The following is a 21611-nucleotide window of genomic DNA, read 5'->3' on the forward strand; positions in this document are numbered from 1 at the left end:
CGTCTGTTCTCAGGGCGCGTAGTAGTACTCGCCGGCGTTTTTCTGCTCGCGGTCGAGCTGGCTGCCGGGCTTGTTGATACGAGGCCGCCCGGTGCGTTCGTCCCGGCGGAACGTGATATCCAGATTCGAGAGGAACTCATTCATTCCTTCGCGCATCCCCTGGGGTGGGGCGGCGCGACCCTCGATGGCCGGCTCGCCGTCGAAGACGAGCAGGCGGTCCGCGAGCAGGTCTATCATGTAGATGTCGTGGTCGATGACCATCGCCGTCGCGTCGTTGTGCTCGGCGTACCGGCGGATGGCCGAGGTGGCCCGGACCCGCTGTTCGACGTCGAGGTGTGCCGAGGGCTCGTCGAGCAGGTAGAGGTCGGCGTCCTCGGAGAGACAGGCCGCGATAGCGACCCGCTGGCGCTCCCCGCCCGAGAGGTCGGTCAGGCTCTGTTCCATGATGGCCTCGAGCTGGAGGGGCTGAGCGATTTCGGTGTTCCAGTACGACGAGCCAAACTCGTTCGTAATCGACGAGAGGAAGGCATCGACGCGCATCGGCTGGTCGATGTCGATGTACTGTGGCTTGTAGGCAATATCGAGCCCGGCGTCGACCGCGCCAGCGTCGGGGTCGAGCTGGCCCGCGAGCAGCTTGGCGAAGGTGGATTTCCCGATACCGTTGGGGCCGACGACACCGAGCACTTCGCCCTCGCGTATCTCGCCGGCGTCGACCGACAGCGAGAACTCGCCGTCGCCGTAGCTCTTTCCGAGCGCGGGGTACTCGATGACCGTCTTGCCCGTCGAGTTCGAGGCCGGTGCGTGTTCCTCGAACTCGATGTCCGTCTCCCGGATGCGCATGTTCTCGTTTTCGAGATAGCCCGAGAGATACTCGTTGATGCCGTTTTTGACCGACTTGGGTGGCGTGATGATACCGAAGGCACCGGGCTGACCGTAGCCGATGTGGATGGCGTCGGCGAGCAAATCGAGGATGGCGAGGTCGTGCTCGACGACGAGCATCGAGCGCCCCTCGTTCTCGGCGAGGTCGCGGATGAGCCGTGCGGCGGTCATCCGCTGGCTGATGTCGAGATACGGCGTCACTTCGTCGAGGAAGTAGAAGTCGGCGTCGCGAGCGAGCGTGGCCGCGAGCGCGACCCGCTGGAGTTCGCCGCCAGAGAGTGTGTCGATATCCTGGTCGACGACGGGGCCGATACCGAGTCGCTCGACAAGCTCGTCGAGGACGCCTCGCTCGTCGGTCTGTTCGAGCAGGGTCCGGGTCGCGCCGTCGAACTGGTCGGGAATCTGGTCGACGTACTGCGGTTTGCGCGCGACAGTCATCTCCTCGTCGCGCATCGCCTCGAGGTACTCCTGGAGGGCGGTCCCGCGGTAGGCTTCGAGGACCGCGTCCCAGTCGGATTCGGTGCCGACCTCGCCGAGGTTCGGCGTGAGTTCGTCGGCGAGGATGTGAACTGCCGTCGTCTTCCCGATACCGTTGGGGCCGAGGATGCCGGTGACACGACCCTCTTCGGGGGCAGGAAGCCCGTAGAGAGCGAAACTGTTCTCCCCGTAGCGGTGGACCGGTTCCTCGTCGAGTTCCTGGGGGAGGTTCAGAATCTGAATCGCGTCGAAGGGGCATTTCTCGACGCAGATACCACAGGACTCGCCGAGACAGATTTCCTCGGAAATCCACACCTGGTCTTCGGTGCCCTGGAAGGGTTCGCCCTCCTCGTAGCGCTCGTCGCGCGTGGTGATACACTCCTTGCCCGTCCGGTTTGGCGGACAGAAGTTCGCACACTCGTAGTTACACCTATCGGGCTGACACTGTTCGAGGTCGACGACCGCGATACTATCATCTGCCATGGTTACAGTGCATCAACTGCGCCAGTCGTCAGGATGATACCCCACGTCAGGAACCACAGAATGAACGTCATCAACGCGATGTAGAGGTTGCCCTTGATGCCGAAATCGTCGACATCGAGTCCGATGAGACGGTACAGCGGGAACTGAACGAACACCGCAGCGGCGACCAGCAACAGCGCCGTGCGGCTCTGTGGGTCGCCGATGTAGAGTTCAGAGGCGAACGCGGCGACGATACCGCCGAGCGTCGCGCCGGTGGTCACGATGGCGCTGCGCTCGTAGTCGCTGAAGGCGCTCGTCTCGTCTGTCGTGTCCTCACCGGACACGTCTTCGGTTGGTCCCTCGCCCGTCTCTGTCGCCATACACAATCGTCTGCCACCCGGCGTAAAAAGCCGTTCGTTCCGGCTCCGGCCCCACCGGCGGGCAGACCGCCACTCTCGTCGACGACCAATTTATCACCCATCGGCGTGGAAATACGACGATGGCAGAGTCGACTGACGGTGCGTCGCCGTGGCTGTTCCTGTTCGGGGTTGTGCTCTTTTTGGGCACGGTGGTACTGTTCGTCATGGACCTGGTACGCGGAGCCGACCTCTTCCGGGCGATACTGGGCAACGCGGTGGGGGCAGTCGTCCTCATCGGCTGGGCGGCACTGGACACGATACGAGACCCCGAGTCGACAGTCACGAGCGCGAGCGGAGCGAGTGGCACTGCTCTCCTGTTGTATGCGCTGTATCTGGCCGGCACGGGCGCGGTCGTCGCGGCCACCGCCCTGCTGGGCCACGACTACTTCGCCGTTGGCCTGCTGTACGCTGTACTCGCAGTCGTGGCCGCCGGCCTCGGATACAGTATCTTTCCGACAGGTACCGTCGTCGATGATGAGGACGGTGAACAGACAGAGAGTAACCCAGAGTGAACGCGGTATCGGCGGGTGAGACGGGCGCTCGAAGCTAGTCCCTCAATCTTTATACAGCGCGCGCCAGTACAATGAGCCGATGACAGAATCCGACGAGGAGGGCATCGCGGACCTGCCTCCGAGCGCGAAGCTCGTCTATAAGGTGCTCGAATACAACGGGCCGCTGACACAGAAAGGAATCGTCCAGGAGTCGATGCTATCGGCCCGGACCGTTCGATACGCGCTCGAACGCCTCGACGAAATCGGTGTTATCGAGGAAGATGTCTACTTTGCTGACGCGCGCCAGAACCTCTACGAGATTACCGACGAGGTTGTCGAGCCCGAGGCCGCTGTCTCGGACTGACCTACGACGGTACCACGGTAATCGTCCGCCCGTGGTCGATTGCCTTCTCCAGTTCTTCGGCGATTGCACTCCCCCGGGAGACCTGAATCTCACCGCCGCGTGAGACCGTCGCGGTAAACAGATACTCGCTGTCTGCCTGGACCTCGACGGTGTCGCCGGCGTGGCCCTCCATCGGGATGATGACGTGACGAGACGTGATTTCTGGCGTGACGGCCATCCCACCCCCACCGGTGTCGGTGTCGGTGGTGTTCGGTCGCTCGTCGAGGGTCCGCACGTCGATGTCGATACCCAGGCGGTTCTCGATATCCGAGATGCGGCCGCCGCCCTTGCCGATGACCGCCGAGATATCGTCGTCCTCGACCCAGACGATAGCCGTATCCGGTCCCCGGAGGTCGACCTCGACGTGGCCGTGGGCGACCGAGCGAATCTCGCGTTCTATCTCCTGTTTCGCGATGCGGTCGACGCCCGAGTCGGCCGACTGACCGCCCTCCTCGCCGACGGGGACGGTGACGACCTGCCGGTTGAAGGTGTAGATTTCGTACTCGGTGCGGTCGGTCTCGAAGTCCCGAATCATGATGACCGGCCGAGCGAGGTCTTCTTCCATCAGCCCCTCGGGGACTTTCACCTCGGTCTGAACGTCGTAGACTTTCGTCACGCGGCCGGCCTCGATGTAGACGACGGTGTCGACGACCTGTGGAATCAGCCCCAACTCGACGCGGCCGATGAGTCGCTGCAGGGCATCGATAGCCCGCGTAGCGTGAACGACGCCGACCATCCCGACGCCGGCCAGGCGCATGTCCGCGAAGACCTCGAAGTCGTCGGTCTTGCGCACCTCGTCGTAAATCGTGTAGTCGGGACGGACCATCAACAGCGAGTCCGCAGTCTTGGACATCTGGCCGCCGAGTTCGGTGTACTGCGTGATTTCGGGACCGACCTGGAGGTCACGCGGCTTCTCCATCGTCTTGACCGCGAAGTCGGCGTCGGTCAGAAACTCCGCGACAGCCTGTGCGAACGTCGACTTGCCGGCGCCGGGCGACCCAGAGATGAGGACACCCCGCTGGCGTTCGAGCAGGCGCTCGCGGAGGTCGTCGGCGTACTCGTAGTCGTCGAGTGTCGTCTTGACAATCGGCCGGACAGCGGTAATCTCCATCCCGTCGCTAAAGGGCGGGCGAGCCATCGCGATGCGGTAGTCCCGGAACTGGACGATGGTCATCCCCGGCTCGTCGAGTTCGACGAAGCCGTCGGGGCTGATGCGAGCGGCGTCCTCGATATCGGCGGCGTACTCGTGGAGGTCACTCTCGGTGAGTGGCGCATCTCCGATAGTCTCGTAGGCCATCTCGCCGACATCGCCGCGCTTTGCCATCGGCTCGACGCCGACCTTGAGGTGGACGCTCATCGTCGTCTCGTCGAAGAACTTCTCGATAGCGAGCGTCTCGAACTCGCGTTCGCGAGGTTCGATGTAAGCTACCTCGAACCCTTTGGCGCGGGCGACTTCGGCCTGTACCTCGTCGCTGGTGACGAGCTGTGCGTCCCGCTCGGCGGCGATATCGCGGATGAGGGCATCGATATCGCCCTCGTCGGCGTCGCGTTTCTCGGACTGGGCCGCGCGGCGGCCGACGTACTCGACGGTGATAGTGCCGTCGTCGTCGAACTCGACGAGGCGCTGGAGTTCTTCGAGCCCCTCCCACCCGGTCTCGCGGCCGTCGTTTGCTTGCGATTCGAGCTCGCCCACGACCGCCTCCGGAACGGCGACGGTCGCGCCCGCGAACTCGCCCTCTTCGACGCGCTCGGACACCCGGCCGTCGATGACGACGCTCGTATCCGGGACAATTTCCATACAGTAGCTTGCCCGCGGTGATTGATAAGCCTCCGGATAAGAGGAAGTGTGTCTCGTGGGGTGGCCACGAGGTCGATAGACATTTTCACCACCTCTGCGTATGGGTCGTATGGAGATTCTCGTCATCCGCCAGAAGATACACGGCATGGACGGCAGCGGCTACGCCGAACTGCTGAGCGAGACGTTCCCAGAACACACGGTCCGAGAGGCGACGACGCCGGCCGAGGAACAGGAGGGCCTCCGAACCGCCGATGTCGTCACCGGGTTCGAACTCTCGCCGGCCGACCTCGAAATCGCAGAGAACCTGAAGCTGTTTGGCTGTGTCTTCGCGGGTACGGGCCACCTCGACCTCGAGGCCTTCGAGGAACACGGTGTCGCCGTAACCAACGCATCGGGCGTTCACGGGCCGAACATCTCAGAGTACATCGTCGGCGCGATGATACACCACGCAAAGCGCTTTGGCCGGGCGCGCCGCCAGCAAGAACGCCGGGAGTGGCGGAGCTACAAGACCCGAGACCTGTACGGCTCGCGGGTCGCCATCGTCGGGATGGGTGCCATCGGCACGGCCGCCGCCGAACGCCTCGACGCCTTCGGGATGGAGACCGTCGGCGTCCGGTACACCCCCGAGAAGGGCGGCCCGACCGAGGAGGTCTACGGCTTCGAGGAGATCCACGAGGCCGTCGACGGCGCGGAGTACGTCGTCCTGGCGTGTCCGCTGACCGACGCGACCGAGGGACTCATCGACGAAGACGTCTTCCAGACGATGCACACCGACGCAATCCTGGTGAACATCGCCCGCGGGCCGGTCGTCGACACCGAGGCGCTGGTGGACGCGCTGCGCTGGAACCGCATCGGCGGCGCGGCACTCGACGTGTTCGACCCCGAACCCCTGCCCGAAGACCACGCGCTGTGGGGGATGGACAACGTCACCATCACGCCACACAACGCCGGCTACTCGCCGGAGTACTTCGAGCGCCGCAGCGCGATTCTCGAACGGAACATCGACCGACTCCGCGAGGGCGAGCTGGACGACCTCGAGAACAGGGTCGTATAAACCGGCCACGGAACGCGGGGGAGTAAAATACATTATCGCGTTCTGTGATATGCCAACTGATGGCGTACGTACGACAGACAGTCGAGCGGCAGTTGCGAGTAGGTGCTGTAGAGCGGCAGGGAGACTCGATACGGCGACGCCACGGGCCTGACCAACGGCGGAGGCGTTCGACATGACTGGAGCGGTCCCACTGGAGGCAGTGCTGACGGCGACCGGGGGCGAGGCGATTCCCGGCGCGGGCGCGGCGGGCGGCGTCGAGTTGCTTCTGGCGGCGTTACCGTTGCTGGCGACGGCCGGCTTGCTCGTTGGCTTGCTGTGGTCGGCGACGCGTGCGATGCCGGTCGCGTGGGTCATCGCGCTCCTCGTCGGCTTCGTCGTCTGGGGGCTTCCCGTCGACTGGCTGGCGGCCTCGTCGCTGGTGGGCGTGATTACCGCGCTCGAAATCCTCTTTATCGTCGCCGGCGCGCTGGTGTTACTGTACACGATGTTACAGGCCGGCGCGCTCGACCGCATCAACAAGGGATTCGCGGCGGTGTCGGCCGACCGCCGCGTCCAGATTATCCTGCTTGGCTTTTTCATGGCGACGTTCATCGAGGGCGCGGCAGGGTTCGGGACGCCCGCGGCGGTCGTCGCACCCCTGTTGCTCGGACTGGGCTTTCCCGCGCTCGCGGCGGTCATCGCGGCGCTCATCGGTCACGTCATCGCCGTCACCTACGGCGCGGTCGGAACCCCTATTATCGTCGGTATCGAGGCCCCCTTCGGAGAGGGTCGCTATCCCGATGCAATCGCCGAGGGTGGGTTCGAGGTGACCGAGTTCTCACAGGAGGTTGCCGCCTGGGCGGCGACCTATCACGCGCTCGTCGGCTTTGTGATGCCGCTGATAGCGGTCGCGATGGTGACCTACTTCTTCGGCGAGGAGAAGTCACTGCAGCCGACCCGCGAGGTGGTCCCACTCGCGCTCGTCGCCGGCATCTCCTTTGTCGTCCCCTACTGGGTGTCGGCGTGGTTCATCACCGCCGAGTTCCCCTCGCTTATCGGCTCGATGGTCGGCGGCACCGTGACCGTTGGCCTGCTCAACGCGGGCTATCTGGTGCCCGACGAGGAGTGGGAGTTCCCCGACCGCGACCGCTGGGCAGACCACTGGGTCGGCGACATCGAACCCGGCGGCGAGGAGATGGTCCGCGGCGAGCGAGAGATGTCGCTGCTGAAGGCGTGGTCGCCCTATATCATCCTCGTCGTGTTGCTCGTCGTGACTCGGGCAGTCGACCCGATTTCTGACGTGATAACCGACGGCGACAACACCGTCTCGGTCGCGGTCGACGGCGTCGGCGAGTTCGCCTTCGGCGTCATCCTCGAATGGGACGCGATTCTGGGCTACGAGTCCCTCGGCTCGGACATCGGTCTGGTCAACGTCCCCGGCTTCTGGCTGTTTCTGACCGCTATCGCCGCCATCTTCATCTTCGGGATGTCCGGCGACGAGGTCGGGGCGGCCTGGAGAGAGGCCGGCCAGAAGCTCGTCGCGCCGCTGATTGCGCTGGTGTTCGTCATCTCGATGGTCCAGGTGATGCTCAACGCCGGCACCTACTACGGCATCGAGGGGATGATAGACGGGACGGAACCGCCGGCGGTCCTCGCGTCGGGAGCGGCCGACATCTGGAAGAACGCCAACATGATAGAGGTGCTCGCGGTGGCGACCGCCGAGGCGTTGGGCAACGTCTATCCGGCAATCGCCTCGCTTGTCGGCGCACTCGGCGCGGCGATGACGGGCTCGAACACCGTCTCGAATCTCACCTTCTCGCAGTTCCAGTTCACCGCCGCCCAGCAGATCGGCGTGCCCACACAGCTCGTCGTCGGCGCACAGGCCGTCGGCGGCGCGATGGGGAACCTGGTCGCGATTCACAACGTCGTCGCGGCGCTGGCGACGGTCGGGCTGGTCGGCCAGGAGGGTCGTATCATGCGGCTGAACCTGATTCCGCTGTTGTATTACGCCGCTGCGGTCGGCCTGCTGACGATGGTGTTCTCGTTTGTCGTCTTCACCGGGGTGTTCTGAGACGGCCGGGGCGGTGTAAGAGTTACGTGTACCGGCACCCAACCGTGAACGACCAGCAACCCCACGCATGACACAGGCAACCCCTACAGCCGACGGTTACGACCGGTTCGCGGCCGTCGCCGGCGAGTACGGCATCGAACCGAAACGAGTCCCCCCCGACGAGGTCGCCGAGACCATCGATGAGCTCGCGACACAGCCGGCGGTCGGGACCCCGCTTCCGTGGGATGGCGTGACCTTACCCGAGAGCGTCACCGCAGAGCCGACGATGGGAGCACTCGAAGAGGCCAGTACCGGCGTCACGGCGGCCTCCTTCGCGGTCGCCTCGTATGGCAGTCTCGTCTTGGAGACAGACCACGCGGGGAGCGAGCCGGTCAGTCTGTTCAACGACCTGCATATCGCCGTCGTCCGCGAGGACGACATCGTCCCCGACATGGCGGCGGCAATCGACCGGCTCGGTGACGACCTGCGGGCGGGTCGCTCCTCGGCGGTCATCGCCACCGGTCCCTCGGCGACGGCCGATATGGGTGCGCTCGTCCAGGGCGCACACGGCCCCAGACGCGTGGAGGTGCTCGTCGTCACATGAGCAAGTCGAAAGCCGAACACATCCGCCACCTGATGGCGACCGAAGGCGACGCAATCGGCGAGAACACCCGCGGATTCAACGCGGGCCGGTACGAGTCGGTGGCGAAGCTAGAGGACTACGAGGGGCTGAAAGACCGGGCCCGCGCCATCAAGGAGGACGCCATCGAGAACCTCCCGGCACTCATCGAGGAGGTCCGCGAGACTGTCGAGGCAAACGGCGGCACCGTCTACGTCGCCGACGACGCGGCCGACGCGAACCGCTACGTCCGGGAGGTGTGTGACGACGCAGACGCCGACCGACTCGTCAAGAGCAAGTCGATGACCAGCGAGGAAATCGAGGTCAACGAGGCCCTGGAGGCCGCCGGCGTCGATGTCGTCGAGACCGACCTCGGCGAGTGGGTGCTCCAGGTCGCCGAGGAGGCACCGAGTCACATCGTCGCGCCGGCAATCCACAAGTCCCGCGAGGAGATTGCCCGGCTGTTCAACGCCCACTTCGACCCCGAGGCGGAGCTCGAAAGCGCCGCGGAGCTGACCGCCTTCGCCCGCGAGCGGCTCGGCGACCTCATCGCCGACGCAGACGTGGGGATGACGGGGGCGAACTTCGTCACCGCCGACTCGGGGACGATTGCGCTGGTCACCAGCGAGGGCAACGCCCGCAAGACGGTGACGGTGCCGGAGACACAGATTGCCGTCGCCGGCGTCGAAAAAATCGTCCCGACCGTCGAGGACCTTCAGCCTTTCATCGAACTCATCGGCCGCTCGGGGACCGGTCAGGACATCACGAGCTACGTCTCGCTGTTTACCCCGCCGCTCGACTCCCCGACCGTCGATTTCGACGAGCCGACAGAGCCGCTTGCCGACGACGGGAGCGACCGGGAGTTCCATCTCGTCCTCATCGACAACGGCCGGCTGTCGATGCGTGAAGACGACGATTTGCGGGAGACGCTGTACTGCATCAGGTGTTCTGCCTGTGCGAACACGTGTGCGAACTTCCAGTCCGTCGGCGGCCACGCCTTCGGCGGCGAGACCTACTCCGGCGGAATCGCCACGGGCTGGGAGGCCGGCGTCCACGGCCTCGATTCGGCGGCGGCGTTCAACGACCTCTGTACCGGCTGTTCGCGGTGTGTCCCCGCCTGTCCGGTCGGCATCGACATCCCCTGGATTAACACGGTCGTCCGCGACCGCATCAACGGCGGCGAGGACCTGCCCCGGGAGTTCCTCGTCGACGGACTCACCCCCGACGCCGAAAGCGACGGCCCGGGCGTCCAGAAGCGGCTGTTTGGCAACGTCGAGACGCTGGCGAAACTCGGGAGCGCGTTCGCGCCAGTCTCGAACTGGGTGGCGAACTCGACGCCGGCCGCGGCAGTCCTCGAACGGGTCGCCGGCGTCGCCCGCGAGCGGACGTTCCCCGCCTTCCAGCAGACGACACTCGTCGAGTGGATGCGCGAGCGCGACGCGGTGCCGCCCGTCTCCCCCGACCGGAAGGTCGTGTTGTACCCGGACCTCTATACCAACTACATGCTCGTCGACCGCGGGAAAGCCGCCGTCAGGGCGCTCGAAGCGCTGGGCGTCGAGGTGCTCGTCCCGGAGGCCCCGGGGTCGGGACGCGCGCCCTTGTCCCAGGGGATGATAGACACGGCCCGCCAGCAGGCCGAGGGCGTCGCCGAGGTACTCGGCCCGTATCTCGAGGAGGGGTACGACGTGGTCGTCATCGAGCCCAGCGACGTGGCGATGTTCCGGTCTGACTACGAGCGCCTCCTGCCCGACGCCGAGGCCGAGCGCCTGGCCGACAACAGCTACGAGATACTCGAATACGTCTACGGCCTGCTCTCGAACGGTGCCGAGGCCGAGGCGCTGGCGACGACCGACGGCGAGAGCGTCGCCTACCACAGCCACTGCCAGCAGCGCACGCTCGGGCTGGAACCGTACAGTATCGAGACCATGGAGGCCTGTGGCTACGAGGTGACGACGACCGACGCCGAGTGCTGTGGGATGGCCGGCTCCTTTGGCTACAAACAGCAGTACTACGAGCTGTCGATGGACGTCGGCGAGTCACTGGAGACCCAACTGGAAGCCGCCGAGGCCGACCAAATCGTCGCCAGCGGCACCTCCTGTACCGACCAGATTGGCGACCTGCTCGACGACGAGCCGCCACACGTAATCGAACTACTCGCCCCCGAGACAGAGACACGATGAGCGACACACAACAGCCAGACAACGAGAGCATAGACCCCGCAGACGCCGCGCGGAGCAACTACGACTACGCGAGCGAGGCGGTCGAAGACCCCGCGCTGTTTGCCGCACTCGACGCCCGCGTCGAGGGAGAGGTCCGCTTCGACAGCTACACGCGAAACCTCTACGCGACCGACGCCAGCGCCTACCAGCAACTCCCAATCGGTGTCATCGCCCCGACCTCGACGGCAGATGTACAGGCGGTCATGTCCTACTGTGCCGAGGAGGGGATTCCGGTCCTCCCACGTGGCGGCGGGACCAGCCTCGCCGGCCAGGCCGTCAACGAGGCTGTCGTTCTCGACTTCAAAAAGGAGATGGACGCCGTTCTGGATGTCGACCCCGAAGCGGAGACGGCCCGGGCACAGCCCGGCGTGACGCTGGCCCGGCTGAACGACCGTCTGGCTCCCCACGACCTGAAATACGCCCCCGACCCAGCCTGGGGCGACAAGAGCGTCCTCGGGGGCTGTATCGGCAACAACTCGACGGGCGCACACTCCCTGAAATACGAGAAGGCCGACGGCTACATCGAATCCGTCGAGGCGGTGCTGGCCGACGGCACCGTGACCGAACTCGGCTGGGTCGACGTCGATGACCTGCACGAACGCGCAGACGCCGTCCGGGCCGAGGCCGACGACCTGAGCGCGGTCTCCGACATCGAGGACCGCATCTACGCCGAGGTATCACGAATTTTACGCGACGAGCGAGAGGAAATCGAACGCCGGTATCCCGACCTCACGCGGAACGTCTCGGGCTATAACCTCGACAAACTCGTCGAGGATGCCGAGGAACGCAACGCGGTGAACCTCGGCAGACTGCTCGCCGGCAGCGAGGGCACGCTCGCGGTCGTCACCGAGGCGACGGTCTCGCTGGAGCCGGTTCCCGAGACGAAGGCGGTCGTCCTGTTGACATACGACGACGTACTCGACGCGGTGGGTGACGTGGCCCCAATCCTGGAACACGACCCGGCGGCCGTCGAGGTGATGGACGACGTGTTCCTGGAGTTGGCGGCCGAGCGCCCCGAGTTCGCGCCGGTTGTCGACCTCCTCCCCGAGGGGACGGATTCGACGCTCCTCGTCGAGTTTTACGCCGACTCGCCCGCGGACGGCAGACAGCAGGTCGCCGACCTGCTCGCCGACCGCCTCCCCGATGCCGAGCGGCCAGTCGAGCCACGCGAGGGCCGAGCAAAAACGGATGCACCGCTCCGTGCGGTCGACGCACTGGAGGCCTACGACGCCGACAGACGCGCCACGTTCTGGAAGATGCGCAAGGCGGGGCTTCCCATTTTGCTCTCACGGACCGGCGACGACAAACACTGGCCGTTCGTCGAGGACACGGCGATTCCGGCCGAACACCTCGAAGCGTACGTCGCCGACCTCCAGGCGCTGTTCGAGGAACACGACACCTTCTCGTCGTACTACGCCCACGCCGGGCCGGGCGTGCTCCACGTCCGCCCGCTGTTGGACTTGAAAAGCGAGGACGGCGTCGAGACGATGACCGCCATCTCCGACGGCGTCACGGACCTCGTCCTCGAGTACGGCGGGTCGGTGTCGGGCGAACACGGCGACGGCCGGGCGCGGACGAAGTACAACCGCAAGCTGTACGGCGACCGCATCTGGGAGACCTTCGAGCGGCTGAAAACCGCCTTCGACCCCGACTGGCGGCTCAACCCCGGCAGCGTCTGTGGCGAGTTCGACCCCGCCGAGAACCTCCGATTCGACCCCGAGTACAGCTTCGAGGCCGGCTTCGAGCCCGCGATGGAGTGGGACAACGAGAACGGCTTTCAGGGGATGGTCGAACTCTGTCACGGCTGTGGCGGCTGTACCGGCCACCAGGAGACCACCGGCGGCGTGATGTGCCCGACCTACCGCGCCGAGGACGAGGAGATGCTCTCGACGCGTGGCCGGGCGAACGCGCTGCGGCGGGCGATGAGCGGTGACCTCCCGGAGGACCCGACCGACGACGAGTTCGTCGAGGAGGTGCTCGACCTCTGTATCGGCTGCAAGGGCTGTCGGGTCGACTGCCCCAGCGGCGTCGACATGGCCAAGATGAAAGCCGAACTCAAACACGCCCACCATCAAGAGGAAGGGATTCCCCTCCGGGACCGCGCCTTCGCGAACGTCGAACGGCTGTACGCGCTCGGCAGTGCGTTCGCGCCGCTGTCGAACATCGCGACGCGGCTTCCGGGCAGCGGTCTCGCCGCCGAGAAGCTGCTGGGTATCGCCCGCGAGCGCGACCTGCCGACCTTCGAGCGCGAGACGCTCCAGGACTGGGCGAACGCACGCACGCCGGCGGTCTCGGCGGCCGAAGCCGACCGGAAGGTGTTGTTGATTGCGGACCCCTACACCAACTACACCCAGCCCGAGGTCGGGAAAGCGGCAGTGCGGGCCCTCGAAGCGGCGGGCGTCCACGTGACCGTGCCCGAGGACGTGACCGACAGCGGCCGGCCGGCACACTCGAAAAGCATGCTCGACAAGGCCCGCGCCACCGCCCGCGAGAACGTCGCCGCGCTCGCGCCGCGAGTCCGGGAAGGGTGGGACGTGGTGACCGTCGAACCCTCGGACGCGGTGATGTACCAGCTCGATTATCTCGATTTGCTCGACGGCGATGAGGCTGAGACCGTCGCGGCAAACGCCTACGGCGTCATGGAGTACATCGACACCTACCGGCTCGACGAAACGCTTAGATTCGACGCCGGCGAGACGGTCACCTACCACGGCCACTGCCAGCAGAAGGCGACGGCCAAAGACCACCACGCCGAGAACGTCCTCGACCGGGCGGGGTACACCGTCGACGCGCTCGATTCGACCTGCTGTGGGATGGCCGGCTCGTTTGGCTACGAGGCCGAGCATTACTCGATGAGCCAGGCCATCGGCGACCTGCTGTTCGACCAGGTCGACGACTCACCCGGGGAGACGGTGGTCGCGCCGGGGACCTCCTGTCGAACGCAGTTGGACGACCACGACGGCGTCGACGGCAAACCACCCCATCCCATCGAGGCGTTCGCGGACGCGATACGGCAGCCGTGATTCGAAACCGCGACGCTCTCGCGCGGACGCCGACACACGGCGTCGCTCTCGATGCCATCGAGGCGGGCATCGAGGCCGCCCATCCCGAGACCGTCGTCACCGAGACCGTCTCGCTCAGCGGCGATACCCTCTCGATAGCCGACGAACGCTACGACCTCGACAGCTTCGAGCGAGTGTTGGTCCTCGGCGGCGGCAAGCCTGCGGGCGCGGTCGCGGCTGCACTCGAAGCCGTCCTCGGCGAGCGCATCGACGGCGGCGCGGTCGTGACCGCCACACCGGTCGAAACCAACCGAGTCACCGTCCACGAGGGGACGCATCCGCTCCCTTCTGAGGCGAACGTTCGCGCCACGTCGGACGTGCTCGACCGGGCGAGACGCGCCGACGAGGACACCCTCGTGCTGGCCGTGATTACCGGCGGCGCGAGCGCGCTGCTGTCCGCGCCGGCCGAGGGCGTCACCATCGAGGACCTCTGTGCTGTGACCGACGGCCTCCTCGACGCCGGGGCGACCATCGCGGAACTCAACGCGGTCAGGAAACACCTCTCTCGACTCAAGGGCGGCCAGCTCGCCCGCGAGCTCGCGCCCGCGATGACCGTCGGCGTCGTCTTCAGCGACGTGGTCGGCAACCCTCTGGCAGTGGTTGCCAGTGGGCCGACAGCCCCGGATAGCTCGACGTACGCCGAGGCAGTCGCCGTCCTCGACCGGTACGATATCGACCCGCCTGCCGCGGTGTGTGAGCGACTCGGCGCCGGCACAGCGGGAGACCGACCGGAGACGCCCGACCCGGACAGCGCGGTGTTCGACGGCGTCGACAACCACGTCCTCGCAGACGGCCAGACGGCAGTCGATGCCGCGGCCGCGGTCTGTGCAGACGCCGGCTACGAGCCGGTCGTGCTCTCGACACGAGTCGAGGGCGAGGCACGCGAGGCGGGCAGGCGACAGGCCGCCATCGCCAGAGAGTGTCTCGTGACTGACGACCCAGTAGCGCCGCCGGTCGGACTGCTGTCGGGCGGTGAGACGACGGTAACCGTCACCGGCGATGGAGACGGCGGCCCGAACCAGGAGTTCGCGCTCGCTGCGGGGTGTAACCTCGACGAGACGGCCGGCCGAGTCGTCGTCGGAAGCGTCGACACCGACGGCGTCGACGGGGCGAGCGAGGCCGCCGGCGCGCTCGTCGAGGAGACGGTCGGCGGGCAAGCGGCACGCGAGGCGCTCGCGGACAACGACAGCGAGACGTTTCTCCGCGGGCAAGACCGGCTTATCGAGACCGGGCCGACGGGAACGAACGTGAACGACTTGCGCGTGCTACTAGTGGGCGAGTGACCGGTCAAGCCTGCAGGCCAACCTCCTGCATCAGATACTCGACATCGGTCTGGATGTCGCCGTCGTTCAGACCCGCATCGAGCGTCTGGCGGTGCTGTGCAATCCGGTCGGGATAGTGGTCGGCGAGTGCAGTGAGCATCGTGACGGCGTCCTCGCGGACCGACGGGTCGGCGTGAGTGAGCAGGTCGCAGGCGTCGTCGACGGTATCGGCGAAATGTCGCGGACTGTTCTGTGCTGCACGGACGAGCACGTCGGTCGCCTCGTCCCTGAACTGTGGGTCTTCTGACTCCCGAACGGCGCTAAAAAGCGGCGCTACCAGCTGCTCGAAGGCCTCGATATCAGTTCGGTAGGACGTGGCAATCACCAGGCCGAGCTGTCGCTCGCTGGGGTCAGGGCTGTACAGCTTTGCCACGTACGTCGAGAGCAAGTCATCGAGCACCGCCCGCAGGTCCGAGCGAATCTCCTCGTCGAGGTCGGTCTCGATGTCGTCGACTGGCTGTGTGTCCGCGAGTTCCCGGTCGAGTGTTTGACGAATCTGTGCCGGCGTGTCGGGATTATCGACGAGTTCGGCGGCTATCTCGACGGCGTGACCACGGACCTCCGGGTCCGGGTGCGAGAGGAGGTCTGTCAGTCGGTCGGTCGACTCATCGAAGTGATGGGGTGCCCGGCGTGCGACACGCTGAAGTATCGAGCCGATGAGTGACCGAAACTGGACGTGGGCTGTGTCGGTCAACAGCGACAACAGTGGTCCGACTGCTTCCCGGTATTCGGGGATGTCAACCCGGAAGGGGTACATTGCGGCGACCCCGAACTCGCGCTCTCCGGGGTCGTCGCTCCGGAGAGAGGCGGCGTTCTCGGAGATGAGGTTCCCAACGGTCCGCTCTCTGAACTCGGTTAGTGCCGCCCGTGTCTGCTCGTCGTCGAAGTCGGGCGTCGTATCGAACGCGTCGTCTTCATCCAGACCCGTCCCAACGGTGACCTGCCCGCCCTGAGGGTCCTTGAACGCGGTGACGAACTCCGTCGCGTCGGGTGAGGTCATCTCGAAGGTTGCCTCTTCGCCGGTCCCGTACTCGACAGTGAGTTCGTCGGGCCGGGGAATCGAGTCGGTGTAGACCGCGAGCCCGAGGCCGATAGCACCGAGTACGGCACCCTGGGCCAGTAGGTCCGCCCAAACACCCAAGAGGACGGCGGCGACGCCGAGCACGGCCAGAATTGCTGGCAGCGGAAACGGGTCGGTCGGCTTGTGGTCGACGCTGACGACGTTGGGTGGGACGACGTGGTATCGGTAGCGGTACTCGTTGTATCTGGAACTGTTCGAGCCCTCGACGGTGATGACCTCGTCTGCGGCGTTCAGAAACTGTGATTCGATACCTTCGACATCCTCTTCGAGGTCGTACGTGTCAGTCACCGTCGCGACACGCATCTCGTCTGGAACGAACAGCATAGCGCTGAGTGCGACCCACAGCGCCCCGCTTGCCAGCAACGCCACAATCGTGTTCGTCTCGCGCACGAGAAGGACTAACGTCACCACTGGTATCCCCCAGATGAGCGCGTGTGCAAGCCTGGTGAGTTCGCTGTACTGCGCCTGGACGAACGAGATGTTTTCTGCGTTGAAGTGTTTCCGTTTCGTCCCGGTGTCGGTGTCGACGGCGATGGAAACTGTGCGGTCTACCATCGTTTGCCCCACTGTATATACAATAGTTACTTATATTACAATTTTGTAAGATTATTGGTAACAATTGCCACTAGCGAGGCGTAGCGCTGCATAGAGCATCTGGAACAGAAAATCAGTCAACGACCGGTCGTCACTCGAAGGGGTGTTCGAGGACGACGGACTGGTCGCGACCGGGGCCGACGCCGACCGCGTAGATGGGGGTGTCGAGTTCGTCGCTGATATACGAGAGGTACTCGCGGGCGTTCTCTGGCAGGGCGTCGTAGCCGTCGGCCGCGACGGCGTCCCAGTCGGCGTCTTCCCAGCCCTCGAAGCTCCGGAAGTTGGGCTCGCAGTCGCCCCACCGCTCGGTCGTGGCGGGGACCGAGAGCCGTGTGTCGCCGTCGAGCGTGTAGGAGTGACCGACCTTCACCTCGTCGAGGCCGGCGAGCGTGTCGACGTGGTTGATTGCGAGGCCCGTGAAGCCACTGGCTCGCGTCGCGTGACGCAACACGGGCATATCGAGCCAGCCGACCCGCCGGGGACGGCCGGTGACGGTGCCGTACTCGCCGCCCTCCTCGCGGATGACGGTCGCCAGTTTCTCCTCGTCTTCACCCGCGTCGCCGTCGTAGCCCGGCGTGTCGCCCTCGACGCCGGCGAGTTCGGTCGGCATCGGACCGCTTCCCACCCGCGAGAGGTAGGCTTTGACAATGCCGATAACTTCTCCGTCGCCGACGACGCCGGGACCGAGCCCAGTGCCGGTCGCCGCGCCGCCTGCGGTCGGATTCGAAGACGTGACGTAGGGGAAGTTGCCGTGGTCGATATCTATCATCGTTCCCTGTGCTCCCTCGAAGACGACGTTCGCGCCATCGTCTAGACGGTTCCGGAGGTGTTCGCCTGCCTCGACAAGCATCCCCTCGCTCTCGAGGCGGTCGCCGTACTCGCTGAACTCCTCGTGGAGTGTGTCGATGTCGAAGTTCTCCTCGTCGACGGCCACGCCGAAGATATCCTCGGCGACGGCGCGTTTCTGTGGGACGACGTACTCCAGGCGCTCGCGGAGCGTCTGAGAGTCGGTCAAGTCACCCACCCGAATCCCGCGGCGGGCGGCCTTGTCCTCGTAGGTCGGGCCGATGCCGCGCCCGGTCGTGCCGACTTCCTGGTCCGAGTCGCTTTTTGCCTCTTCCTCGATGCCGTCGAGGACACGGTGATACGGGAAGATAACGTGTGCGCGCCGGGCCACCCGAACGTCGGGTTCGAGACCCCGGTCACGGAGCATCTCGATTTCGTCGAACAGCGTGCGCGGGTTGACGACACAGCCGTTGCCCAGAACGCCGGTCTTGCCGCGGACGACGCCGCTGGGGACAAGCGAGAGTTTGTACTCCTCTCCCTCGTGGACGACGGTGTGTCCGGCGTTGTCACCGCCCTGATACCGGGCGACAACATCGGCAGGTTCGCCGAACAGGTCGACGATACCCCCCTTGCCTTCGTCTCCGAGCTGTGCGCCGACGATTGTTACGGTCATCACGGCCACATTCCGTCCACCGGGCTAAACAGATTACGGTCCTGTATTGCGTGCGCGACGGGTGTGTCTGTGCTCCCATTGACGCCAACATGGTGGGTAAAAACCGAACCCGAGCGACGACAAACACAACGCATGGGACACGGAGAGCAACACACAGTCGACGCCACGTCGAGACGAGAAGCTACGGTCGCCGGGCTAGCAGTCTGTTCGGCAGTATCGCGGGCGTTCGACAGGAGCGTGAGAGGATGAACGCCGATAGCTCCCGACCGTCGGCGTTTGGGGACCACTCGGAGGCCGTCCACTCCCTCGCGTCGCTGGTCGTCTCGACGGTGACGATGCTCACGCTGGTCGTCGCGTTCGGCCTGCTTGCCCTGGGCGTCGAGGAGTTCTGGGTGGTGTTCGTCGTCGGCTTCGGCGGCGTGCTCCCGATGGCAGTCGGCGCTCTGGCGACTCTCGACAGACTGGACGACCGCCGCGCTGGCGGCGAGAGTCAGACACACGACGAGCGTACCGAAGACGAGAGCGCACCCCGGGAGCTTCGGAGACAGTACGCACGCGGAGAGTTCACCGACGAGGAGTTCGAGCGCCGCGTCGAGCGGTTGCTCGAAACACCAACCACGGACGACAGCCGCGACCCCACGCGCCGTAAACGTTGATGATGCTGTCGCCCGTACAGTCGGTATGGAGCGAGATTCTGTCCGCGAGGCGTGGGACGCGGTGGCGGAGACCTACGCCGAGCGGCGCGACCCTGACGGGTCAGACGCAGACCTGCTCGACGAGCTTCGCGAGGAGTGTCCGCCGGACCCGACGATAGTCGACATCGGCTGTGGCGACGGCGCGCGGACGCTCGCGAATCTCCCAGACGGCAGCGTCGGCATCGACTTCTCCAGAGAAGGGCTCGACCTGGCCAGCGAAACGGTGCCGGCGGCGAGGCTGGTTCAGGCCGACATGTGTGCCCTGCCCCTGGCGACAGACAGCGCCGACGCGGTGACGGCCTACCACGCCGTCTTTCACGTGTCGCGAACCGACCACCCGACAGTCTACCGCGAGTTCGCCCGCGTTCTGAAGACGAGAGGGACGCTGTTGATGACACTGCCAGGCGGACGGTTCGAAACGGTGCGACGCGGCTGGATGGGCGGTGAGATGTTCTTTTCGGCACCCGGCCGAGAGCAGACACTCGACCAGTTGGCCGCGGCCGGCTTCGAGAACGTCCGGACGAGAACGGTCACCGACCCGCTGGGAAGTAGCAGCGAGTTCGTCTTCGCCGACCTGGGTGGGGACTGACCACGTGGGTGACGGCAGGACGGGCGATTTCAGACGGTCTGAGCGTCTATCCAGTCGAGATACTCGTCGCTGGCGTCGATTTCGTTGTACGTGACGCCGGGGAGGTCGTCGTCGGATATCGCCTCGACGAGGTCGTAGATGGCCGCCAGATTGGCGGCGGTCGTAAACGCGTGGACCGTCCAGTACCGGCGTTCGTGAACGGTCCCCTCCCACCGGTAGTGGCTGGTCCCCGGGACGATGCGCGTCCCGGCGGCGAGTCGCTCTTCGACGAGTGTCCGAGACAGTTCTGTGGCGTCGGCTTCAGTCGGGAGACCAGCACTGACTGCGAGGGAGGGCATACCCCCGATACGACCGGACTACAAATAGGTGCACCGCCTCGGCGGTGGGTTAGGGTGTCTCCTCTGGTGCGATGGTCTCCTCGGCGATGACCGACGTGAACCCTTCACGCTGGTAGACGACTCTGATACTGTCTCCCGGTTCGATAACGTCGTAGCTACGTGTGTCGTTTCGCTCCTGAATCGTGAGTCGCTGGCCGGCCGAAACCTCGTCCTCCCACTCGAAGACGACGCTCGGGTCCGCGCCGTCCCCGTCACCCGGCGGGTCCGAGGGCGAGCAGTCCGTGGGCTTGAACCGACAGGGTTTGTTCAGGTCGTTGAAATCGTCGTCGTCAACTTCGAGAATCAGCCCCGGGACTTTCGAACCAGCGCCGACGTTGCTCTCGCTGTTTTCAGTCTCGTTGTAGACGAGAGTCCCGTCGATATAGACCGCGATATCGTCCCGCTGCAGTACGTCGCCGCTGATGTGTGTAATCGTCACCGAGTCGTTGAGCGGAACGCCATCACCGAAGTACTCCCACTCGAACTCCAGATACGCGTTCGTCCGCGGTTCGGACTGTGTCTCGGCCAAATCGAGCGCGAATACCGTCACCGTCGCCCCGAGAAGCACCGTAACGGCAACCAGCAACACGACACCCACCACCGAAGCGACACCGGTGTCGTCGCTGACGGGACGTATCATGCGATATTACTACCAGTCTCGCGATACATAAACCTGGTCGATAACCGCACCAGCAGGGAGACACTGCTCGGAGGAGAGCAATCGCACAGAAAGTGTGCCAGCAGCGAGGGAGTCCGTCAGTGCTGGCGGACCGACCGGGCGACTCGGTAGGCGACACCGTAGCTGAGCAGGCCAATGCCGGCTGCGAGAATCAGATTTCCGAGGAACACCCGTACGAGGACAGCCGTGCCGGTGTCAAGCCCGAGTTCGAACGAGGAGATACCCGGGGCCGGGCCGAGCAGGAAGACGCCGATTGCGAAGCTCAGGCTGTACACGCCGCCTTTCACGATAGGGTTCAGGATTGCGACCGCGGCGAAGAACGCGATATTGCTGGCCCAGGCGAACCGTCGGCCGACCCAGACGAGTGCAAACACAGCGGCCCCGAAGTTGGGGAGTGCGATAGCGAACATGCCGAGTGAGAAACTCAGTGCGACCGAGTGTGGCGGGAGGTCATCCGAGAACGCTTCGCGGAGCGTACTCTGTACCCGTTGGGTGTACCCGGTCACGTAACCACCGGCCATCACTACCCCGTATGTACTGGGGCGTGAAGAATTACCGGGTCGCGCCAAATTCTGACACGACACCGTGACCGGGAACTGCAACAGTCCGTTCAGCCGCCACGCACCCGGAACCAGACGCGCTCGCCGACAGGTGACTCGTCGTCGTCGATGTCCAGTCTGCTGACGAACAGGTCCCGGATAGCGACTGTCACGGTGAGTTCGACCGTCCGGTCGTCGACCTCGACTGTGACGACACAGTGCCCGTCCCGTCGGTCGAGTGCCTGGATTGTCCCGACCGACCAGCGCTCGATATCGTGGGTCGGCTTCCGGGCGTGAATGCGGTCGTGGTCCATACCCACGCCTGGGTCGCCGTCGGTGTCTGCCTTTCGTCCCTGTTTGGGGT

The 21611-nt window shown here is 65.2% G+C and carries 19 protein-coding genes; 10 read left to right on the forward strand and 9 right to left on the reverse strand.

The genetic code is table 11. The annotated features are described in order from the left end of the window. Positions 1-9: 9 nt before the first annotated feature. Both BLR34_RS12415 and BLR34_RS12420 read right to left on the reverse strand, forming a co-directional pair. Positions 10-1839 carry a ribosome biogenesis/translation initiation ATPase RLI gene (locus BLR34_RS12415; RefSeq protein ID WP_092703505.1) on the reverse strand — a complete coding sequence of 610 codons (1830 nt, stop codon included), beginning with the start codon at positions 1837-1839 and terminating at the stop codon, positions 10-12. A 2-nt stretch (positions 1840-1841) separates the two neighbouring features. Further along, positions 1842-2198, reverse strand: a complete 357-nt coding sequence (locus tag BLR34_RS12420) for an EMC6-like membrane protein (protein WP_092703507.1) — start codon at positions 2196-2198, stop codon at positions 1842-1844. Between the two features lie 119 nt (positions 2199-2317). On the opposite strand from BLR34_RS12420, the gene BLR34_RS12425 reads away from it, so the two are divergent. Together BLR34_RS12425 and BLR34_RS12430 are read left to right on the forward strand one after the other, a co-directional pair. Next, positions 2318-2749 (forward strand): hypothetical protein, encoded by a 432-nt coding sequence (locus tag BLR34_RS12425; RefSeq protein WP_092703509.1) that lies wholly within the window; start codon positions 2318-2320, stop codon positions 2747-2749. A gap of 79 nt (positions 2750-2828) precedes the next feature. After that, a complete protein-coding gene (locus BLR34_RS12430; RefSeq protein ID WP_092703511.1) occupies positions 2829-3092 on the forward strand; it encodes a winged helix-turn-helix transcriptional regulator in 264 nt (87 codons plus the stop codon). A 1-nt stretch (position 3093) separates the two neighbouring features. Here the strand turns inward: BLR34_RS12430 and BLR34_RS12435 are convergent, their stop codons facing one another. After that, on the reverse strand, positions 3094-4929 hold the full coding sequence (locus BLR34_RS12435; RefSeq protein ID WP_092703513.1) for a PINc/VapC family ATPase: 1836 nt from the start codon (positions 4927-4929) through the stop codon (positions 3094-3096). Positions 4930-5029: 100 nt separating this feature from the next. Here BLR34_RS12435 and BLR34_RS12440 point away from each other — a divergent pair, with 100 nt between their 5' ends. The 6 genes from BLR34_RS12440 to BLR34_RS12465 all read left to right on the forward strand — a co-directional run bounded on the left by BLR34_RS12440 (position 5030) and on the right by BLR34_RS12465 (position 15195). Continuing rightward, the gene (locus tag BLR34_RS12440) at positions 5030-5983 is read left to right on the forward strand and encodes a D-2-hydroxyacid dehydrogenase (protein WP_092703515.1); all 954 of its coding nucleotides are present in this window, start codon (positions 5030-5032) and stop codon (positions 5981-5983) included. Between the two features lie 172 nt (positions 5984-6155). Then, positions 6156-8033 carry an L-lactate permease gene (locus BLR34_RS12445; RefSeq protein WP_092703517.1) on the forward strand — a complete coding sequence of 626 codons (1878 nt, stop codon included), beginning with the start codon at positions 6156-6158 and terminating at the stop codon, positions 8031-8033. Between the two features lie 67 nt (positions 8034-8100). Further along, entirely contained in the window at positions 8101-8616 is a 516-nt protein-coding gene (locus BLR34_RS12450) for an LUD domain-containing protein (RefSeq protein ID WP_092703519.1), read from the forward strand. Beyond that, positions 8613-10811 carry an LUD domain-containing protein gene (locus BLR34_RS12455; RefSeq protein WP_092703521.1) on the forward strand — a complete coding sequence of 733 codons (2199 nt, stop codon included), beginning with the start codon at positions 8613-8615 and terminating at the stop codon, positions 10809-10811. Before BLR34_RS12450 ends, BLR34_RS12455 begins: the two co-directional genes overlap by 4 nt. Continuing rightward, on the forward strand, positions 10808-13873 hold the full coding sequence (locus BLR34_RS12460; protein WP_092703523.1) for an FAD-binding and (Fe-S)-binding domain-containing protein: 3066 nt from the start codon (positions 10808-10810) through the stop codon (positions 13871-13873). Before BLR34_RS12455 ends, BLR34_RS12460 begins: the two co-directional genes overlap by 4 nt. Continuing rightward, positions 13870-15195 carry a glycerate kinase type-2 family protein gene (locus BLR34_RS12465; protein WP_092703525.1) on the forward strand — a complete coding sequence of 442 codons (1326 nt, stop codon included), beginning with the start codon at positions 13870-13872 and terminating at the stop codon, positions 15193-15195. Before BLR34_RS12460 ends, BLR34_RS12465 begins: the two co-directional genes overlap by 4 nt. A gap of 4 nt (positions 15196-15199) precedes the next feature. Here the strand turns inward: BLR34_RS12465 and BLR34_RS12470 are convergent, their stop codons facing one another. Both BLR34_RS12470 and BLR34_RS12475 read right to left on the reverse strand, forming a co-directional pair. Beyond that, on the reverse strand, positions 15200-16870 hold the full coding sequence (locus BLR34_RS12470; protein ID WP_092703527.1) for a HEAT repeat domain-containing protein: 1671 nt from the start codon (positions 16868-16870) through the stop codon (positions 15200-15202). 130 nt (positions 16871-17000) lie between these two features. Then, positions 17001-18368, reverse strand: a complete 1368-nt coding sequence (locus tag BLR34_RS12475) for an adenylosuccinate synthase (protein ID WP_092703529.1) — start codon at positions 18366-18368, stop codon at positions 17001-17003. Between the two features lie 245 nt (positions 18369-18613). Between BLR34_RS12475 and BLR34_RS12480 the strand changes: the two genes are divergently transcribed. Both BLR34_RS12480 and BLR34_RS12485 read left to right on the forward strand, forming a co-directional pair. Next, positions 18614-19024, forward strand: coding sequence for an SHOCT domain-containing protein (locus tag BLR34_RS12480; RefSeq protein WP_092703531.1), 411 nt, complete (start codon positions 18614-18616; stop codon positions 19022-19024). Between the two features lie 25 nt (positions 19025-19049). Beyond that, on the forward strand, positions 19050-19652 hold the full coding sequence (locus BLR34_RS12485) for a class I SAM-dependent methyltransferase (RefSeq protein WP_092703533.1): 603 nt from the start codon (positions 19050-19052) through the stop codon (positions 19650-19652). 29 nt (positions 19653-19681) lie between these two features. On the opposite strand, the gene cutA is transcribed toward BLR34_RS12485, so the two are convergent. The 4 genes from cutA to BLR34_RS12505 all read right to left on the reverse strand — a co-directional run bounded on the left by cutA (position 19682) and on the right by BLR34_RS12505 (position 21561). Beyond that, the gene (gene cutA / locus BLR34_RS12490) at positions 19682-19990 is read right to left on the reverse strand and encodes a divalent-cation tolerance protein CutA (RefSeq protein WP_092703535.1); all 309 of its coding nucleotides are present in this window, start codon (positions 19988-19990) and stop codon (positions 19682-19684) included. A gap of 49 nt (positions 19991-20039) precedes the next feature. After that, positions 20040-20669, reverse strand: a complete 630-nt coding sequence (locus BLR34_RS12495; protein ID WP_092703537.1) for a type IV pilin domain-containing protein — start codon at positions 20667-20669, stop codon at positions 20040-20042. Between the two features lie 116 nt (positions 20670-20785). Beyond that, entirely contained in the window at positions 20786-21229 is a 444-nt protein-coding gene (locus tag BLR34_RS12500; RefSeq protein ID WP_092703539.1) for a DUF2062 domain-containing protein, read from the reverse strand. A gap of 89 nt (positions 21230-21318) precedes the next feature. Continuing rightward, a complete protein-coding gene (locus tag BLR34_RS12505; RefSeq protein ID WP_092703541.1) occupies positions 21319-21561 on the reverse strand; it encodes a DUF7861 family protein in 243 nt (80 codons plus the stop codon). Positions 21562-21611: the final 50 nt, after the last annotated feature.

The sequence above is a fragment of the Halovenus aranensis genome (genome assembly GCF_900100385.1).
Taxonomy (GTDB): Archaea; Halobacteriota; Halobacteria; order Halobacteriales; family Haloarculaceae; genus Halovenus; species Halovenus aranensis.

Bases quoted from the DNA above. Each gene is read 5' to 3' on its own strand.
- BLR34_RS12470 (WP_092703527.1), bottom strand. From the start codon at position 16,870: ATGGTAGACCGCACAGTTTCCATCGCCGTCGACACCGACACCGGGACG.
- BLR34_RS12415 (WP_092703505.1), bottom strand. From the start codon at position 1,839: ATGGCAGATGATAGTATCGCGGTCGTCGACCTCGAACAGTGTCAGCCC.
- BLR34_RS12500 (WP_092703539.1), bottom strand. From the start codon at position 21,229: ATGGCCGGTGGTTACGTGACCGGGTACACCCAACGGGTACAGAGTACG.
- BLR34_RS12480 (WP_092703531.1), top strand. From the start codon at position 18,614: ATGAACGCCGATAGCTCCCGACCGTCGGCGTTTGGGGACCACTCGGAG.
- BLR34_RS12430 (WP_092703511.1), top strand. From the start codon at position 2,829: ATGACAGAATCCGACGAGGAGGGCATCGCGGACCTGCCTCCGAGCGCG.
- BLR34_RS12450 (WP_092703519.1), top strand. From the start codon at position 8,101: ATGACACAGGCAACCCCTACAGCCGACGGTTACGACCGGTTCGCGGCC.
- BLR34_RS12445 (WP_092703517.1), top strand. From the start codon at position 6,156: ATGACTGGAGCGGTCCCACTGGAGGCAGTGCTGACGGCGACCGGGGGC.
- cutA (WP_092703535.1), bottom strand. From the start codon at position 19,990: ATGCCCTCCCTCGCAGTCAGTGCTGGTCTCCCGACTGAAGCCGACGCC.
- BLR34_RS12485 (WP_092703533.1), top strand. From the start codon at position 19,050: ATGGAGCGAGATTCTGTCCGCGAGGCGTGGGACGCGGTGGCGGAGACC.
- BLR34_RS12505 (WP_092703541.1), bottom strand. From the start codon at position 21,561: ATGGACCACGACCGCATTCACGCCCGGAAGCCGACCCACGATATCGAG.
- BLR34_RS12495 (WP_092703537.1), bottom strand. From the start codon at position 20,669: ATGATACGTCCCGTCAGCGACGACACCGGTGTCGCTTCGGTGGTGGGT.
- BLR34_RS12455 (WP_092703521.1), top strand. From the start codon at position 8,613: ATGAGCAAGTCGAAAGCCGAACACATCCGCCACCTGATGGCGACCGAA.
- BLR34_RS12475 (WP_092703529.1), bottom strand. From the start codon at position 18,368: ATGACCGTAACAATCGTCGGCGCACAGCTCGGAGACGAAGGCAAGGGG.
- BLR34_RS12425 (WP_092703509.1), top strand. From the start codon at position 2,318: ATGGCAGAGTCGACTGACGGTGCGTCGCCGTGGCTGTTCCTGTTCGGG.
- BLR34_RS12440 (WP_092703515.1), top strand. From the start codon at position 5,030: ATGGGTCGTATGGAGATTCTCGTCATCCGCCAGAAGATACACGGCATG.
- BLR34_RS12435 (WP_092703513.1), bottom strand. From the start codon at position 4,929: ATGGAAATTGTCCCGGATACGAGCGTCGTCATCGACGGCCGGGTGTCC.
- BLR34_RS12460 (WP_092703523.1), top strand. From the start codon at position 10,808: ATGAGCGACACACAACAGCCAGACAACGAGAGCATAGACCCCGCAGAC.
- BLR34_RS12420 (WP_092703507.1), bottom strand. From the start codon at position 2,198: ATGGCGACAGAGACGGGCGAGGGACCAACCGAAGACGTGTCCGGTGAG.